At 57.4% G+C, this 16086-nt stretch carries 18 protein-coding genes; 8 read left to right on the top strand and 10 right to left on the bottom strand.

Annotated features, from left to right (window positions below):
• Window positions 1-100: 100 nt before the first annotated feature.
• The 7 genes from HMPREF3107_RS05110 to HMPREF3107_RS05080 form a co-directional block, all read right to left on the bottom strand.
• On the bottom strand, window positions 101-2083 hold the full coding sequence (locus tag HMPREF3107_RS05110) for a transglutaminaseTgpA domain-containing protein (protein ID WP_070454113.1): 1983 nt from the start codon (window positions 2081-2083) through the stop codon (window positions 101-103).
• A 116-nt stretch (window positions 2084-2199) separates the two neighbouring features.
• Window positions 2200-3147, bottom strand: coding sequence for a DUF58 domain-containing protein (locus HMPREF3107_RS05105; protein ID WP_070454112.1), 948 nt, complete (start codon window positions 3145-3147; stop codon window positions 2200-2202).
• A complete protein-coding gene (locus tag HMPREF3107_RS05100) occupies window positions 3131-4042 on the bottom strand; it encodes an AAA family ATPase (protein ID WP_070454111.1) in 912 nt (303 codons plus the stop codon). Before HMPREF3107_RS05100 ends, HMPREF3107_RS05105 begins: the two co-directional genes overlap by 17 nt.
• 101 nt (window positions 4043-4143) lie before the next feature.
• On the bottom strand, window positions 4144-4902 hold the full coding sequence (locus HMPREF3107_RS05095; RefSeq protein WP_003770802.1) for an iron ABC transporter ATP-binding protein: 759 nt from the start codon (window positions 4900-4902) through the stop codon (window positions 4144-4146).
• 82 nt (window positions 4903-4984) lie between these two features.
• On the bottom strand, window positions 4985-5956 hold the full coding sequence (locus HMPREF3107_RS05090) for an iron chelate uptake ABC transporter family permease subunit (protein ID WP_070454110.1): 972 nt from the start codon (window positions 5954-5956) through the stop codon (window positions 4985-4987).
• Between the two features lie 16 nt (window positions 5957-5972).
• Window positions 5973-6941 (bottom strand): ABC transporter permease, encoded by a 969-nt coding sequence (locus HMPREF3107_RS05085; RefSeq protein ID WP_003770798.1) that lies wholly within the window; start codon window positions 6939-6941, stop codon window positions 5973-5975.
• Between the two features lie 188 nt (window positions 6942-7129).
• Complete coding sequence (locus HMPREF3107_RS05080) at window positions 7130-8095, bottom strand: siderophore ABC transporter substrate-binding protein (protein WP_070454109.1); 966 nt, start codon at window positions 8093-8095, stop codon at window positions 7130-7132.
• Between the two features lie 408 nt (window positions 8096-8503).
• Between HMPREF3107_RS05080 and HMPREF3107_RS05075 the strand changes: the two genes are divergently transcribed.
• From HMPREF3107_RS05075 to HMPREF3107_RS05045, 7 genes are all read left to right on the top strand, one after another.
• Complete coding sequence (locus tag HMPREF3107_RS05075) at window positions 8504-8887, top strand: DoxX-like family protein (RefSeq protein WP_070454108.1); 384 nt, start codon at window positions 8504-8506, stop codon at window positions 8885-8887.
• Between the two features lie 27 nt (window positions 8888-8914).
• Window positions 8915-9385 carry a DUF2269 family protein gene (locus HMPREF3107_RS05070; RefSeq protein ID WP_070454107.1) on the top strand — a complete coding sequence of 157 codons (471 nt, stop codon included), beginning with the start codon at window positions 8915-8917 and terminating at the stop codon, window positions 9383-9385.
• Between the two features lie 50 nt (window positions 9386-9435).
• Complete coding sequence (locus HMPREF3107_RS05065) at window positions 9436-9849, top strand: thiol-disulfide oxidoreductase DCC family protein (RefSeq protein ID WP_070454106.1); 414 nt, start codon at window positions 9436-9438, stop codon at window positions 9847-9849.
• Complete coding sequence (locus tag HMPREF3107_RS05060) at window positions 9846-10223, top strand: hypothetical protein (protein WP_070454105.1); 378 nt, start codon at window positions 9846-9848, stop codon at window positions 10221-10223. Before HMPREF3107_RS05065 ends, HMPREF3107_RS05060 begins: the two co-directional genes overlap by 4 nt.
• A gap of 27 nt (window positions 10224-10250) precedes the next feature.
• Window positions 10251-10649 (top strand): hypothetical protein, encoded by a 399-nt coding sequence (locus HMPREF3107_RS05055; RefSeq protein WP_070454104.1) that lies wholly within the window; start codon window positions 10251-10253, stop codon window positions 10647-10649.
• Window positions 10646-11473, top strand: a complete 828-nt coding sequence (locus HMPREF3107_RS05050; protein ID WP_070454103.1) for a fatty acid desaturase family protein — start codon at window positions 10646-10648, stop codon at window positions 11471-11473. Before HMPREF3107_RS05055 ends, HMPREF3107_RS05050 begins: the two co-directional genes overlap by 4 nt.
• Before the next feature lie 227 nt (window positions 11474-11700).
• Complete coding sequence (locus HMPREF3107_RS05045) at window positions 11701-12540, top strand: complex I NDUFA9 subunit family protein (RefSeq protein ID WP_070454102.1); 840 nt, start codon at window positions 11701-11703, stop codon at window positions 12538-12540.
• 621 nt (window positions 12541-13161) lie between these two features.
• Here the strand turns inward: HMPREF3107_RS05045 and waaA are convergent.
• The 3 genes from waaA to HMPREF3107_RS05035 all read right to left on the bottom strand — a co-directional run bounded on the left by waaA (window position 13162) and on the right by HMPREF3107_RS05035 (window position 15439).
• Window positions 13162-14421, bottom strand: coding sequence for a lipid IV(A) 3-deoxy-D-manno-octulosonic acid transferase (gene waaA, locus HMPREF3107_RS05040; protein ID WP_070454101.1), 1260 nt, complete (start codon window positions 14419-14421; stop codon window positions 13162-13164).
• Between the two features lie 80 nt (window positions 14422-14501).
• Window positions 14502-14663, bottom strand: a complete 162-nt coding sequence (locus HMPREF3107_RS12090; protein WP_168160519.1) for a hypothetical protein — start codon at window positions 14661-14663, stop codon at window positions 14502-14504.
• 44 nt (window positions 14664-14707) lie between these two features.
• Window positions 14708-15439, bottom strand: coding sequence for a LytR/AlgR family response regulator transcription factor (locus HMPREF3107_RS05035; RefSeq protein WP_070454100.1), 732 nt, complete (start codon window positions 15437-15439; stop codon window positions 14708-14710).
• A gap of 240 nt (window positions 15440-15679) precedes the next feature.
• Between HMPREF3107_RS05035 and HMPREF3107_RS05030 the strand changes: the two genes are divergently transcribed.
• Window positions 15680-16086 (top strand): cupin domain-containing protein (locus HMPREF3107_RS05030; protein WP_070454099.1); only part of this gene is annotated, 407 nt, incomplete at its 3' end.

The following is a 16086-nucleotide window of genomic DNA, read 5'->3' as shown; positions in this document are numbered from 1 at the left end:
GAACTATACGCACATCCGAAAATACTGTCAAACAAATATTGCAAGAAAAATATGGGAAATTGCTTATCAGCTTATTTTATATAAACATTTAATTGATTTTTTATTCTGCATATTTCTGGGCAACATTTTTTACTTTATTCAACCATCGTCTTTCTTCTCCTTTACTTGGCAACGTATCAGAAGCAAACAGCCATTCTTCATATTGGTGCAATAACTGGGTTACTTCTGTATCTTCTGCATTATTTTGCTTCATTATTTCGATCAGTTCTGAAACGGTAACGGATGGCAGGGTTTCATCTTCCGAACCAAGCAACACATTCTTCAATAATAGGAAGCCCTCTGCCAACGGTTCTTGCTCCTTCCTCCTGCCTCGCAGCCACCACCAAGTAATAGGTAACAAAGCAACCAGGATGCCTCCAAATCCTACTAAGATACCGGTAGAAAAATTGAATTTTCCCAGTCCTATTTTTGCAAACAGGTTGTTTTGACTACTGTCATCATAATTGACAACCCATTGCTGCCAATAGAACTGCCCGCTCTCCGCCCATCGGTTCCAAATTTGGTCGTTATTCCCACCGGATACCAATTGCCATTCGTTTTCAGGCAAGGCATTGCTCAACCCGCCGCTTTGGCGTTGTGCGGACGCCGCAGTCGTGGGGTCGATACGCAGCCACGCCTGCTCTTCTTCAAGCCAAATTTCTGCCCATGCATGGGCATCTTTGCTGCGGATTTGCCAAAAATTACCGTTCTCCTGATAGTCGCCGCCGAGATAACCGGTGACGACACGGGCCGGGATGCCTGCTGCGCGCATCATTACGACAAAACTTTGGGCATAGTGTTCGCAAAAACCCTGTTTACTGCCGAACATGAAATCATCGATACTGTCGTTATTGTTGTATAGGGGCGGTTGCAAGGTATAGGCGAACTTTTGCCTGCGGTAATAATTGAGGACTTTATTGGCAAACTGCCGTGCGGATGTACTTTCTCCGGCCAGCAGTTGCGCCAATTGGCGGGTGCGGAAATTGCCGCTTGGCGGCAGGCGCAGATAATACTGTTTTTCAAACTCCTTCAACGTTTGCGACATCATATCGGAAGCACTTGATTGCAGGCTGACCCGCCTCAAACCCTCCCTGCTGCGGACACGGACAACGTTTCCCAACCGTACGGACACGGCGGGCGGGTGATTATTTGAAGCCAGCGGATAATCCAATACGGGAATAATGCCGTTCTGATCCCGCAAAATCATTTGATAAGACACCTTGAGGCCGTCTGAACGCACATTTGCTGTAGGATCATCAATCGCCACAGGCAACGCCCGCCATGTTTTCCCGTCAAAATCCGCCATCACCACCGCACGCCAATAAAGCTGTTCCGGACGGGGACGGACATTGTTGTCGAAGGTTACGTTGGCCACTAACTCGTTGCTTTGTACCAAGCTGCCGATATTGCCCGGCTCCATCGTATCGGACAAGCCGGTTTTCGCCTGTTCCTGCTTTGGCTGCGGTATGCGCCACAACGGCTCGCTTTTTCTCGGCATCACGACGAACAACACAGCCATCAGCGGCAATGTCAGGCCGAAAGCCAACAAACCTTGCCGCACGGCCGTACCGACCGTCAGCCCGCACAGCAGCGCGAAACACAGGCTGACGGACAACAAGGCCAACAGCAGCCATACGCCGGTCAGCAGGCTTTGATTGAACAACACGGCCGAACCGACCAGAAACAGCATGGACAGCAGCAGCACCTGCCAATCGCGCATCGCCCGGCCTTCAAAAGCCTTCAGCATAATCATCAGCAGCAGGAAAGAAATGCCACCCTCGCGGCCGATGACGGTACCCAACTGCTGCCACACGACCGCTCCTGCCGCCACCAGCAAAATCATCAAAAACCAGGTCGGAAGTTTGCCCACACGCAGATACAGCAGCACGAAGCGCAATAACAACATACCGCCGAACACGGCAATGATGCCGGCAGGCAGCGTCGTCAGCAGCGGCAGTGATGCCCAAACCAATGCGAGCAAAACCGCCGCAATCACTTTGCGCGGCGGTATCTGTTCCAAAAAGGCGGGATTCAATATCAACATGGGAAAAAACGTTTCTGTAGGTTTTGTGGCGTTTGAGGCCGTCTGAAAGCGCGGCTCACACACAGTGAAAATAGATTGCGCCCATATGGAAGGCCGTTTCAGACGGCCTCTTGTCTTTACATCAGGGCCAATGCGGCAAGGCACATTTCGCGCTGGCCGTTTTGCGGCGCGATGGTGCGGCGCGGCAGCTCCAATACATACGGTGCACCAAACCGTTCGGCATCGAGCACGCGGCGGCACAACAGCCCTGCCAGCCGTTCGTTATCTGTACCCGCCGGATAATCCCGGTAGGAAATGATACGGTCGTCGGCCACTGCCTGCAGTTCTTCAAAGCGTTTTGACATCATTTCGCCTGTTTTGGCATAAGTTTTCCATGCCACATGCTGCAGCGGCATGCCGTCCTGATGCACTTGAAGGTAGGCCAATTCGTCGCCGCCGGGTTTCAAACGGCGTTCGGCCGCCTGAACGTCCGCCTTCGGCCTTGCCTGCGGCGGCGTATGCGCTATCGGCGCAGGATACACCAGCGCATCGCTCGGCCAGTGCCAGACGCATTGGGCGGCAATCAGGCCGAACGGTGCAACTGAAGCGGTACGCAGCGGCGGCACGCGCAACCGTCCGCGCAGGCGTGCGGGAACGCGCCAAACGAACTCTTTCTCTCCCGCCGCATCCACCGTCCAAGCCTGCCACAGGTTTTCAGACGGCCTATCGCCGTTTAGAAAATCATCTTCGCTGCACAGCCACAATTGCCGCTGCCTGCGGTTGTTCACGGCGCGAAGGTGCAGTGCGGCCTCTTGTCCGGCAAACACTTCTTTAGGCATTTCAACGTCGATTTGCAAGGACAAAAGCTGGCGCAGGGTCAGCAGCACGCCTACGATAAGGAAACCCAAAAGCCAAAAGGCGGCGGCAGAGGCCAGATTGACTTGGTAATTGACGCCGACCAGCCACAGCAAAACCACGACGACCGCCATCCCCGCACCCAAGCGCGTCGGGCGGCAGCGGATGGAGGACAAGGCGGGCGAACGTCCGACGGACGGCACGGGCAGGGATTTACTGAACGGCCACATGATTGAGGATGCCGTTGAGCAGCTGCGTACTGCTGCCGCCCTGTTGCAGCGGACGCAGGCGGTGGTTGGTCACGGAAATCCAAACGGCCTTAATGTCGTCCGGCAGCACATGGCCGCGTCCGTGCATGAACGCCCATGCTTTGGCGGCATTGACGACGGCCAGTCCCGCACGCGGGCTGAGGCCGGTAACGAACAGGCCGGGCTGGCGGGTGGCCTGCACCAGCCGGAACACATAATCGGCGGCGGCTTGGGCAAACTTCATCTGTGCCGCCTGCTGCTGCCAGGCCGTCAGGGTTTCGGCATTGCAGACCGGCTGTATTTTCGGCAGCACGCGGCGGCGGTCGCCGTGGAAATAGAGCATTTTTTCCGCTTCGGCAGCAGGATAGCCCATACTCAAACGCATCATGAAACGGTCGAGCTGGGATTCGGGCAGCGGGAAAGTGCCGAGCTGTTCGGTCGGGTTTTGCGTCGCCACGACAATGAAGGGCTTGGGAAGGCGGTAGGTCCGGCCGTCCACCGAAACCTGCTTTTCCTCCATGGCTTCGAGCAGGGCGGATTGCAGTTTGGGCGAGGCGCGGTTGATTTCGTCGGCCAGCAGGAAGGAGTGGAACACGGGGCCGGGGTGGAATTCGAATTTGCCTTCGTTCGGGCGGTAGATGTTAATGCCCAAGAGGTCGGAAGGCAGCATGTCGTTGGTGAACTGCACGCGGCGGTAGTCCAGGCCGAGCACCGCCGCCACACCGTGCGCCAGCGTGGTTTTGCCGACGCCCGGCACGTCTTCCAATAAAACGTGGCCGTCGGCCAAAATGCAGGCCAGCAGTTGTTTGAGTACGTCTTCTTTGCCCAGGATTAGGGTGTTGAGCTGTTGCAGGGCTGCCTGTATGTTTTGCGCCATAATCGTTATGCGTCTCAAATAAATCGTCGAAGCGGCGGATTGTAGCATGAGGCCGTCTGAAAAGGGTTTCAGACGGCCTCCCAATACATCGCCGTGCGCCGTCAGACGTGGTGCACGACGAGTTTCCGGCCTTTGTAGTCCAATACGTCCACGTCCATGTCGAACAGTTCGCGGATGTTGGCTGCGGTGAAGACGTCGTTGGGGTGGCCGGTCATGGCGACGCGCCCGCCCTTCATGGCGACGACGTGGTCAGCATAGGCGGCGGCCTGGTTGATGTCGTGCAGGACGACGACGGTGGTGCGGCTGTGTTCGTCGGTCAGGCGGCGCAAAAGCTGCATCAGGTTGCGGGCGTAATACATGTCTAAGTTGTTGAGCGGCTCGTCCAGTAAAACGTAATCGGTCTGCTGGCAGAACACCATGGCTATCATCGCCCGCTGCCGCTGTCCGCCCGACAGCTCAGTCAGGTAGCGTTCGGCAAACGCCTGAAGCTGGAAAGACGCCAATGCGTTTTCAACGATGGCTTTGTCGTTTTCAGACGGCCTGCCCTGATGGTAGGGATAACGGCCGAACATGAGCAGGTCGCGCACGCTGATGCGGCTGACGATGTTGTTTTCCTGTGTCAGGATGGAGAGTGTTTTGGCCAATTCGGCGGTCGGGGTGGCCGTTACGTCCAGCCCGCCGCAGGTGATTTTGCCGTGTTTGAGCGGCTGAAGCCGCGCCATGAACGACAAAAGGGTGGATTTGCCCGCGCCGTTGGGGCCAATCAGTGCGGTGATGCCGCCTTGCGGAATGTCGAGGCTAACGTTGTCCAATATGGTTTGCCCGCCTATGCCGTGGCTGACGTTTTGGATGGAAATCATTGTATTATTCTCTTGTTTTTTTCGGTTGTTTTGGGATTGTTTTTCAGACGGCCTTACAACGCAAAAAGGCCGTCTGAAAAAACTACTTCGGCTTTCGCAGCACCAGCCATAAAAACACCAGTCCGCCGGCAAATTCGATGACCACGCTCAACACGGCCTTCATGCCCAAAAGGTGTTCGAACACGGTCTGCCCGCCCACCAGCAGCACCGATGCGGTGAGAAAGGCCATCGGCAGGCGCAGGCTATGGCGGATACTGCCGCAAAAGCGGTCGGACAAGGCAACCACCAGCAGGCCGAAAAAGCTCACGGGTCCGACCAAGGCCGTGGCCGTGGCCGTCAAAACCGCAATCCAGAATAGAATCCACAACATATCGCGCCGGTAATTCAGGCCGAGATTCACCGCCTGATCGCGCCCCAGCAGCAGCACGTCCAGCTTATACCGTTCGCGCCATAGGAAGAAGGCCGACACCAGCGCGATAACGGCCGATACCCCCAGCAGCTTGGCGTTCACTGTATTGAACGAAGCAAAAGTGCTCGACTGCGCCACGGCAAACTCTTCGGGGTCGAGCAGCCTTTGCAGCAACGACGACAGGCTGCGGAACAAAATGCCGAACACCACGCCGATTAAAATCATCCGCGCCAAATCGCGCCCGCCCTGCCGCATCAGCGTTTGGAACAGCAGCAGCGAACCGCCGACCATCGCCGCCAGTTCGAAGGCGAACTTGCCCGTCTGCGGCAGGGTCGAATAGCCGATGCCGCCCAACACCGCCACCAGCAGCGTCTGCAAAAACACATATAGCGAATCGAAACCCAGCACCGACGGCGTGAGAATCGGATTGTTGGTCAGCGTTTGGAACAGCAGGGTCGAAACGCCCACCGAATACGCCACCAGCAGCAGCGAGGCCAGCACCATCCCCCGCCTTGGCAAGACGAAATCCCAATGCCCGTTAGCACCCAACGTCATAAACAGCACGCAGGATGCGGCCAGCAGGACCAAAGCCGGCCACAGCGGGCGGTACAGGCCGGACAATGCGGCCGTTTTTTCCTTCGACATTCGGCACCTCCCTTTTTCAGACGGCGTGCGCGGGTTTGCGCATCAGCAGGTACAAAAACAACACCGTCCCCACCACGCCGAACACAGTGGATACGGGAATCTCGAACGGCGCGCGTATCGTCCGGCCGACGATATCGCAGGCCAACACCAGCGAAGCCCCCATCAGCGCGACCGCCGGCAGGCTCGCACGCAGCTTGTCGCCCATCAGGCGGCTGACGATATTGGGCACGACCAGCCCGATAAACGGAATGCTGCCCACCGTAACCACCACCAGCGAAGTAATCAGCGACACAATCATCAGCCCCGACCACAAAACCGCCGTGCGGTTCAGGCCGAGATTGACGCTGACCGAATCGCCCAGCCCCGCAATCGTCAATTGGTCGGCAATCAGATAAGCGCATGCCGCCGCCGCGCCGCCTATCCACAGCAGCTCGTAACGTCCCTGCATCATATTGGAGAAATCGCCCGACAACAGTGCACCCAAAGCCTGCATCATCTCCTGCTCATAAGCGATAAACAACGTAACCGACTCAATCACACCGCCGAAAATCACCCCCACCAGTGGCACCATCAACTGCGCCGTCGGCGGCAGGCGCGAAATCAACGCCATAAACAGCAGCATCCCCGCCATCGCCGCCGCCGCGCCGACCGACATCCTCAACAGCGGCGCAACGGACGGCGCAAACAGCATCATCAGCAGCAAGGCCAAGGCCGCACTCTGGCTCGCCCCCACCATCGAAGGCTCGACAAAGCGGTTTTTCATCAAAATCTGCATAATCATGCCCGCCACCGCCAGCGACGCACCGCTCAACACCACGGCGAAGGTGCGCGGCAGGCGGCTGATCAGCATCAACTGCATACTGTCGGCCGAAGAAAAAATCCGCGACCAATGGAATTCCGCCACCCCGACCGACAAACTCAATGCAAACAGCGGCAGCAATATCAACAGATTGGCCAGATTGAACACCAATGCCTGTCGTTTCATCATTATTTCCTTAAATGGTTGAAGCCCCGCCGTTGAGGGCGGCACACCCGTCTGGCTTTATACGCAGCCCCGCGTGTCGGAATATCGCATCACATTGCCACACAACATCCGCGTACAGCCCGCACAAACTTTCAGACGGCCTCATGGCGGCATCCCGCGCATCAAGGCCGTCTGAAAAAATTGAACGCCTATTTCGCCTGAGAAAAAGCATCCTTCAACAAATTACCCGCATTCAGCAGCTCCTGCGCACCGCCTGCGGCCAAATAAGTTTCCGGCGGCAGATACACCACCTGCCCTTTTTTCCAGGCCGTACTCTGCGCCACCAGCGGATTATTCAACACTTCGCGCGCCGCCTGCCCTTCTTCGCCTATCGCCGCACTGCGGTCGAGGACGAACAGCCAGTCGGGATTTTTCTCCTTGATATATTCAAAAGAAACCGGTTGTCCGTGCGAACCTTCCTTAATCGCCTCGTCCGCCGCAGGCACGCCGATATCGCGGTGTATCCAACCGCCCAAACGCGAATCGGGGCCGAAGGCCGACAACTTGCCCGCGTTCACCAAAATCACCAGCCCTTTTCCCTTACCCTGCGCGGCGGCCTTCGCATCGGCAAACGTCTTATCGATTTCCGCCTTCAAAGCATCCGCTTCGGCCTGCTTGCCGAAAATCCTGCCGTAAGCATCAATGCGCGCCTTCGCGCTCTCCTTCATATTGTCCGTTTGAGCCGTCATATCGATGGTCGGCGCAAGCTTGGCCAATTCGTCGGACACCTTGTCTTTAGCCATACGGCTGCCAATAACGATCAACTGCGGGTTATAGGCATTCAAGGCTTCATAGTTCGGCTCGAACAGCGTGCCCGCCTTCACCGCGTCTTTTAGCGGCGCATCCAAATAGGCCAACCTCTGCGCATCCACCGACGCGCCGATTTTCACGCCCAATTTGCTCAGCGTATCGACCGCGCCCAAATCATAAACCGCCACACGTTCGGGATTTTGCGGCACAACTGCTTCGCCGTGCGCGGTTTGGACTTTAACCGAGCCGGCCGGCACTTCGGCTGCGGCGGAACCGGCCTGCACCGAAGCGGAACCGTCCTGACCGCCGCAGGCGGCCAAAGCAAATGCGCAAGATAAAGTCATGAAAACGGAACGGAATTTCATCAAACATCACTCCCAAAAAAAGATAAAAAATATCTGTCTGTCAAAAGGCCGTCTGAAAACTTATCGGCACTTTCAGACGGCCTGTTAAAAAATAATTATTCTCTTTCATTTTCTCATAAAACTACCGTTTTTAACAAACAGTAATATCGATTTTACTTCCACCGGCTTCAAATTTATTTTTATTTCTGTATTGACAGAAATTATAGACTAAAAATACAATACAGCCATTCCAAACATCCAGGCCGTCTGAAAACGGCTTGAATAGGAAATGCTGCAATATAAATACTGAAACAGCATTGAATAAAAGTTGAATAAAACTGCCGTATCCGTTGTTTCGGCAAACCGCCGCCCGGCAAAAATTTTTTGGCTTAAAATTTCTGTCCAGACAGAAATTTAGGAATTTTAAAAATGGAACAGCAACGCAGAATACCTGACTACCTGCCCTACTCCCTCGGCATCCTGTGGCTGTGGAGCGGGCTGCAACCGGTTTTGACCGCGCCGCAGGAATCGCTTTCCCTCTTGGCCGAAGTCGGTTTTCAGACGGCCTTCCAATGGCCGCTGCTGCTGGCTTCATCGCTGCTCGACATCGTCTTCGGCCTGCTGTGTTTCAGCCGCGCGCGCCGCCTGCCCGTACTTTGGGCGGTACAAGCGGCAACGGTGGCGGCATACAGCCTGATTATCGCGTTCGCCCTGCCGCAAATGTGGCTGCACCCGTTCGCACCGTTGGTCAAGAACCTGCCGATTTTGGCACTGCTGGCCTTCCTGTGGCATGAAGGCCATCTGAAAAAGTGAAACCGCGTTTATTCGAGGAACGACATCATGAACACCTATCTGATTGTAAAAACCCTGCACATCCTTTCGGCCACGCTGATGGTCGGCACCGGCTTCGGCACGGCGTTCTACCTCTTCTGGGCCAACCGCAGCGGCTCCGTGCCAGCGCAGGCGGTGGTGTCGAAATGGGTCATCAAGGCCGACTGGTGGTTCACCACGCCCGCCGTGATTTTCCAACCGCTGTCGGGCTGGTGGATGATGTCGCAGGCCAACTTATCCTTCGACACAAAATGGATAGCCTGGACCATCGGCCTGTATGTCTTGAGCGGCATCTGCTGGCTGCCCGTGGTCTGGCTGCAAATCCGTCTGGCGAAAATGGCGCAGGCCGCACACGAAGCGGGAAAAAACAGCCTGCCGCAAAAATACTGGCGTTATGCGCGGATTTGGGAACTGTTGGGTTATCCTGCCTTCTGCGCCACAGTCGTCATCTACTTCCTGATGGTGCTCAAACCCGCCTGAGGCCGTCTGAAACCCGGCTGTAAACCCGAACCGATTTATAGAGTAACGCCATGGACAAGCACACAATTTTCTACGATGCCGAATGCCCGATCTGCATCCGTGAAATCGCCCTGATTTTGGAAGACAACCGCGCGGAATATTTCAAAGCCGTCGCCATTCAGGGCAACGAAGAAATATTGAAACAATACGGCATTACCGCCGAAGATGCGCTGACCTACCTGCACATATTGCGCAACGACGGCGTCATGCTGGGCAAAATGCCGGCCGTTCGGCTGATGTACCGCGGATTTAAAGGCTTTGCCCTCGTCAAACTGGCCAACCTGCCGCTGCTCGACCGCCTCGCCGATCTGATTTACCCTTGGTTCGCCCGCAACCGCTACCGCTTCCCGGCGTGGCTCCTGCCCCGTCCGCAATGCGAAAACGGCGTATGCCGCATCAAACCTTTAGAAAGGAACCCGAAATGAAAAAACTGTTACTCCCCCTGCTGCTGTTGCCTTGCGCCGCCTTTGCCGCCGACGACGGCGGACTGTCCCAATGCCGCCGCGTCTTCCGCGACAACATGGAAATCGCCGTCTTCACCATGCCTTGCCCGCCCGACAGCCAAGATGCCGCCCTGCCGCCGGAAAAAATGACCGCGCACCTGCACCGGGTTCAAGAATGCGAAAACCGCATGGCCGGCGGCGATGCCGCACAAGCCGCCCGAATCGAAAAAGAACTGTTCAAGTTCGTCGGCTCCCGTGCAAAAACCGTACGTGCCCTCGAAGGCAAACCGCAGGAAATGGCCGCCTACTGCCGGAAACAAAACGAAACCGCCCGCCGCCTGCTGCTGACTTACTAACCCGCCGGAACAACGAAAGGAAACACCATGGAAAACCTGATGATTGTTGTTATGACGGTCGCCGTCTCCCTCCTCACCAGCCTGACCTGCTGGCTGATTGTCGGCCCGCAGCTCAAGCACGTCCTGGCCTCCCTCTGCAACGACGAACGCGAAAACGTCAAAGAAATAAGCGGCCTGTTCTGGCAGCGGCTCTACGCCGGGCTGACCGTCTTCATCCCGCTCCTGTGCGTCCTGGCGTTCGCACCGGATTTCGAACTCAGCGCGGCCGCCAACCTGCTTATCGCCATGCGCTGCGCCATCTTGGGCGGCGTCATCCTGCTTTTGGTGCTGGCCTACCAAATCCGGCAGCAAATCCGCCTGTTGCAGAAAAAAGAACCCTCAATACCCGCCGGATACCGCATCGGCGAACTGGAACAGCAAAAATGAAACCGACCGAAAAACCCCAAATCGAATGGCGCGACCTGCTGCACTTAAACCGCCGCCAGATTGCCTTCAACGTTTTGCTCTCCCTGCCGTTCTTGGCCGCATCCTGGCTGTTTGCGGCATACGGGCAATACCTTGCCGCACTCGTCATGTCGTTTTTCTTCTTCACCTGCGCCCTGCGGCAGGCGCACGACTGCTACCACCACAGCATCGGCCTGAACCGTCCGGGCGTACGCATCATGCTGCACCTGCTGAGCATCGCCATGCTGTGCAGCACCCACGCCATCCGCCACACCCACCTGCAACACCACCGCGACCCGCTGGGCGAAGGAGACGTGGAAGGCAACTGGGCACGCCTGCCCGCCTGGAAAGCCATCCTGTTCGGCGGCCTGTTTTCCGTGCGCATCCAATGGCAGGGGCTGATGCACGGCAGCTGCACTACCCGAAGCCGCAGCCGCCTCGACATGCTCCTGATTGCCGCCTTTATCACCGCCGCCCTTATCACGCGGCACCCCGTACTGCTTTACCACACCGCCGCCATGATAGCGGCCAACGCATTGGTCGGCTTCTTCGCCGTCTGGTCGGTACACCACGACTGCGACACGCACGGCGTATACGCCCGCACCGAACGGCAGGCCTGGGCAAACTTCGCCACCGTTTACCTGCTCTACCACATGGAACACCACCTGTTTGCCGCCGTCCCCTCCAACCACCTGCCCGAACTCGCCCGCCGCCTCGATGCCGCCGCGCCGGAATGGAGCGCGCACCGCGTCCTGCCGCAGCCGAAAAAACAACCCTGCCCGCTCAAACGCCTGCTGCACACCTAAAACCCTTTCAGACGGCCTCCCCTTCCGGCACGGAGGCCGTCTGAAAACAGGAAAACAAAGCCGGACTGCGGTTTCACAACCGAAACGGGCAACACAGACAACCGTCCGTTTCCAAACCGCCGGCCAACGGAATATCGAATGCCCAAACACACGCCGGCCGCACATTCAAGCTTTCAGACGGCCTCAAGCACCCCCTGCCCGACGACAAAGAAAACAAGGAAAACACCATGAACATCCTGCTGCTCGGCGGTAGCGGCTTTATCGGCAGCCGCCTTGCCCGCCGCCTGCGCGAAGCCGGACACCAAGTCCGCACCCCGTCGCGCCTCGAACTCGACCTGCTGAACCCCGAAGCATCCGCCGCCATGCCGCTGCTGGAAGGCTGCGATGCCGTCGCCAACTGCGTCGGCATCATGAGCCGCCGCCGCGACCTGCTCGAAACCGTCCACCACCGCACCCCCGCCAAACTGGCGGCATGGGCGCGGGAAGCGGGCGTATCCCGCTGGCTGCAACTCTCCGCCCTCGGCGCAGACCCCGCACATCCTGTCGCCTTCGTCGGCAGCAAAGGGCGCGGCGACGAAGCCGTCTGCGAAAACGGCCCGCACACCGTCTTGGCACGCCCTTCCGTGGTATACGGGCGCGGCGGCGGCAGCTGCGAAGTCTTCCTCAAACTGGCGCGCCTACCCGTCCTGCCCCTGCCGGACGGCGGCCGTTTCGACCTCCAACCCGTGCATGCCGAAGACGTGGCCGACGGCCTTGCCCGCCTCCTGAACGCCCCGTCGGTGCACGGCAGCGTCATCCACATGACAGGCCGTCTGAAACTGACGCTGGCCGACTACCTCAACCTATTGCGCCAAACCGTGCACCGCAAACCGCCGTTTCAAACCGCCTCCATCCCGCTCACCCTCCTGCGCCCGATGTTGCCGCTGACCAACCTGTTGAGTGACGGTTTCCTCAGCCCCGACAGCATCACCCTGCTGCAACAAGGCTCCTGCGCCGACACCGCCGCCTTCGCCGCCCTGCTGGAACGCGAACCGCTGGGCGCGGACGAGTTTTACCGCCTCGATTAACCTGCACCGACCATCCTTGGCCAAAAGAGGCCGTCTGAAAAAACCAAACGCCCGCCGTAATATACGGCGGGCGTTTTGACTGCAAGACAGCAGGATTAGAAACCAATCCGCGCAGGCGGAAATCCAAACACGAACGCACCGCTTACACCGCCCACGGCAAAATTCGTCATTCCCGCGCAGGCGGGAATCCAGGCATCGGATTTTCAGAAACACTTAGAATCTGTCGCACAGCCAAACTTCCAAACTCCCGTCTGCGCGGCGGGCTTGCGTCAGCTGATGGCGATACGGAGCATCCTTATCCGATGGATTATCTTTTCAGACGGCCTCCGCAATCAGCGGGGCACTATGACCAACACACGAGTAATCAATACGGCATTGGCCACTTGCCGCCATCTGCCTGCGCCGGTTTGCTTCGTCATTCCCGCGCAAGCGGAAATCCAAACACGAACGCGCCGCTCACACCGCCCACGGCAGAATTCGTCATTCCCGCGCAGGCGGGAATCCAGGCATCGGGTTTTCAGAAACGCTTAGAATCTGTCGCACAGTCAAACTCCCGCCTGCGCGGCAGGCTTGCTTCAGCTGATGGCAATACGGAGCGTCTTTCTTTCATTGGCTATTTTTTCAGACGGCCTCCACAATCAGTGAGGCGATGGTTTCGCTTGCCCCACGGTGGCGGCGGATAAAACCTTCCGCGCAGTCCGATACCTGCCGGCGCAGCCGCTCGTCCGAAAGCCATTGTTCGGTTATCTTGCGCCATTCGTCGGCATCGCGCACCTGAACGGCCGCGCCCGCCTCGGTTGCGCTGCGGCAGGCTTGTTCGAAATTGTAGGTGGAAAAACCGAACACGGTCGGCAGGCCGCAGACAATCGGTTCGATGATGTTCTGACAGCCACTGTCCACCAGGCTGCCGCCGACAAAGGCGGCATCGGCGGCGGCGTAATAGGCATAAAGCTCGCCCATGCTGTCGCCTATCCAAACCTGCGTATCGGCGGCCACCGCTTGGCCGTCACTGCGTTTCTGCGCACGGAAACCCAGCGTTAAGGCCGTCTGAAAAACGGCTTCGAAGCGTTCGGGATGGCGCGGCACAATCACCAGCAGGGCATCGCCGCGGTAGGACTGCCAAGCCCGCAGCAGCAGTTCTGCTTCGTCTTGGTCGCGGTAAAAGCGGGTGCTGCCGCATACCGCCGTCGGCCTGCCGCCTATTTTGCGTTTGAAGTCGGCGGCTTTCTCCAGCTGTTCGGGCGGCGGGGAAATGTCGTATTTGGTGTTGCCGCACACTTTCGGGTTGGCCGCGCCCAAGCTTTTCAGACGGCCTGCATCGGCTTCGGTTTGGACATAGCAGCCTTTTAAGGCGGCCAGGGCCGGGCGGATAAGGGAAGCGGCCTTGAGGTAGCCGCGCTGCGATTTTTCCGACAGACGGGCGTTGGCGAGAAATAAGGGAAGGTTCCGTTCGCGGCAGGCGGCCATGAGGTGCGGCCAAATTTCAGTTTCCATCAGGATGCCGAAGCGCGGGCGGTGTTCGTCGAGAAACTGCGCCACATAATCGGGACGGTCGTAGGGAAGGTAGCGGCATTGCGCGTCGGGAAACAGTTTTTCCGCCGTTTCGCGCCCCGTCGGCGTCATTTGGGTAATCAGCAGCGGCGCGTCGGGAAAGCGGCGGCGCAGGCTGCGGACGAGCGGTTCGGCGGCGCGCGTTTCGCCCACGGATACGGCGTGCAGCCAGATGGCGTTTTGCAGCGGCGCGGGATGCGGACGGCCGAAGCGTTCGTCCCAATAGTCGAGATAGGCGGGGGTTTTGACGGCGCGGCGGCGGAGGTAGCGGCGGATAAGCGGCGGGGCGATTTGCCAAAGGGCGCGGTACAGCAGGGAAAGCGGTGTCATGTTCGAAGGCCGTCTGAAAAAGCGTTATTGTAGCTTTCAGACGGCCTCTGCGGATACGGCTTTATTCGGGAGTATGTTTTTCAGACGGCCTCTTCAGCGTCGAAATATTCGATTTCCAGTGTTTCGATGTCGTAGGAATCAAGACGGCCGTTTCCCAAACAATAATAGCGGACGAGGTTGCCGCGCGCCTGCCGCATAGCAGAGGCCGTCTGAAACCTCAAACGGCATAACGCTACACGCATAAAATAACCCTGCCGCTTAAACGGCAGGGTTTCGGTATCGGATATTACGCCCCTTCGCGCAGGATGCGGCGGATGGCGGAAAGCTGGCGGCGGCTGACGGGCAGGACTTCTTCCACATCCAACACTTTCGCGCCCCAGCTGGCGTTGCTGTCGTCATCGTCGCCGTCGAGGCGGATCAGGCTGTCCAGCGTATGGCGCATCACCAGCGCGTTGCGGTGGACGCGGATGACTTTCTCACCCAGCAATTCTTCCCAGTACACCAGCGTTTTCGGCAGTTCGTATTTCGCACCGTCGCCGGTAATCAGAAACACGGTTTTCTGGTCGGCCTGCAGGTAGCGCGCCTGCTGCCAAGGGATTTCCAACATGCGCTCGCGGGTAAACACTTGGAAGTTTTTGAATTCGTCGGCACTTTCTTCAATGTTGTCCTGAACGCGGGCGAGTGCAGACTGCAGGCGGGCGATTTTAATCGGCTTGAGCAGGTAATCCTCCGCCGCCAGCTCGAACGCGCGCAAGGCGTGCTCTTCGTAAGCCGTGGTAAAAATCACATGCGGCTGTTTCTTGGCAATCCGTTTGATCCGTTCGACAAACTCCAAGCCGTTGATTTCGGGCATATTGATGTCGGTAAAGACGATATCGACTTCGTGTACGCTCAGCCATTCCAAAGCCGCTTTGGCATGATGGAACACTTTCAGCAACACGACATTGCATTCTTCAAGCAAAACACGCAGCCGCTCGGCCGCCAAAACTTCATCTTCAACAATGATTGCACTCGGCATAATTCACCATTAGTTTTTTGTTTTCGCAGTCGTGCAATGCTAGCGGGTTATCCCCCGCTTAGCAATAGCCCCCGCGCCCTTTTTGCTTTGCTGACAGGCAAAAATGCCGCAAAAAGGCCGTCTGAAAGCCGGGTTCGGCCTTTTCAGACGGCCTTGACGAACGCTCTTGATAGAATTTTGAGAACGAAAATCAAATATGTTAATATTTTAAACCCATCATCCATAGTGAAAGCAAAGACAATGAAAACACCCAAATATCTGACCGCCCTGCTGCTTGCCGCCGCTGCGGCATCGGCATCCGCCGCCGAAATCGCTTCCGGCGAAGGCAAGGTTTTCGATGCGCCCGATTATGTCGTGGTCCGCAAAAAACTGGCTGCCGGCAGTGAAATGAATCGGCACAACCATCCGGGGCACGATGTTTTATTGACCATGAGCAAGGGGCGCGTGGTTTTCGAATTGAACGACGGCGAGAAACACGAATTGAAACCGGGAGACGTGATGCGGTTTGACGGCGCGGACTTTATTTCCGGCAAAGCGGCCGAGACGAGCGAGTTCGTCGTTACGCTGATAAAAGGGAAAACCGGAGGCGGGACGGAAAGCGGGTACGATCATCACGAGATCTTTGCAAAAAAGCCCTTCCTTCGACA

It is taken from the genome of Neisseria sp. HMSC31F04, assembly GCF_001807735.1.
Taxonomy (GTDB): domain Bacteria; phylum Pseudomonadota; class Gammaproteobacteria; order Burkholderiales; family Neisseriaceae; genus Neisseria; species Neisseria elongata.
Note: the sequence above shows the minus strand (reverse complement) of the source record. Positions and strands in the feature narration are given on the sequence as shown.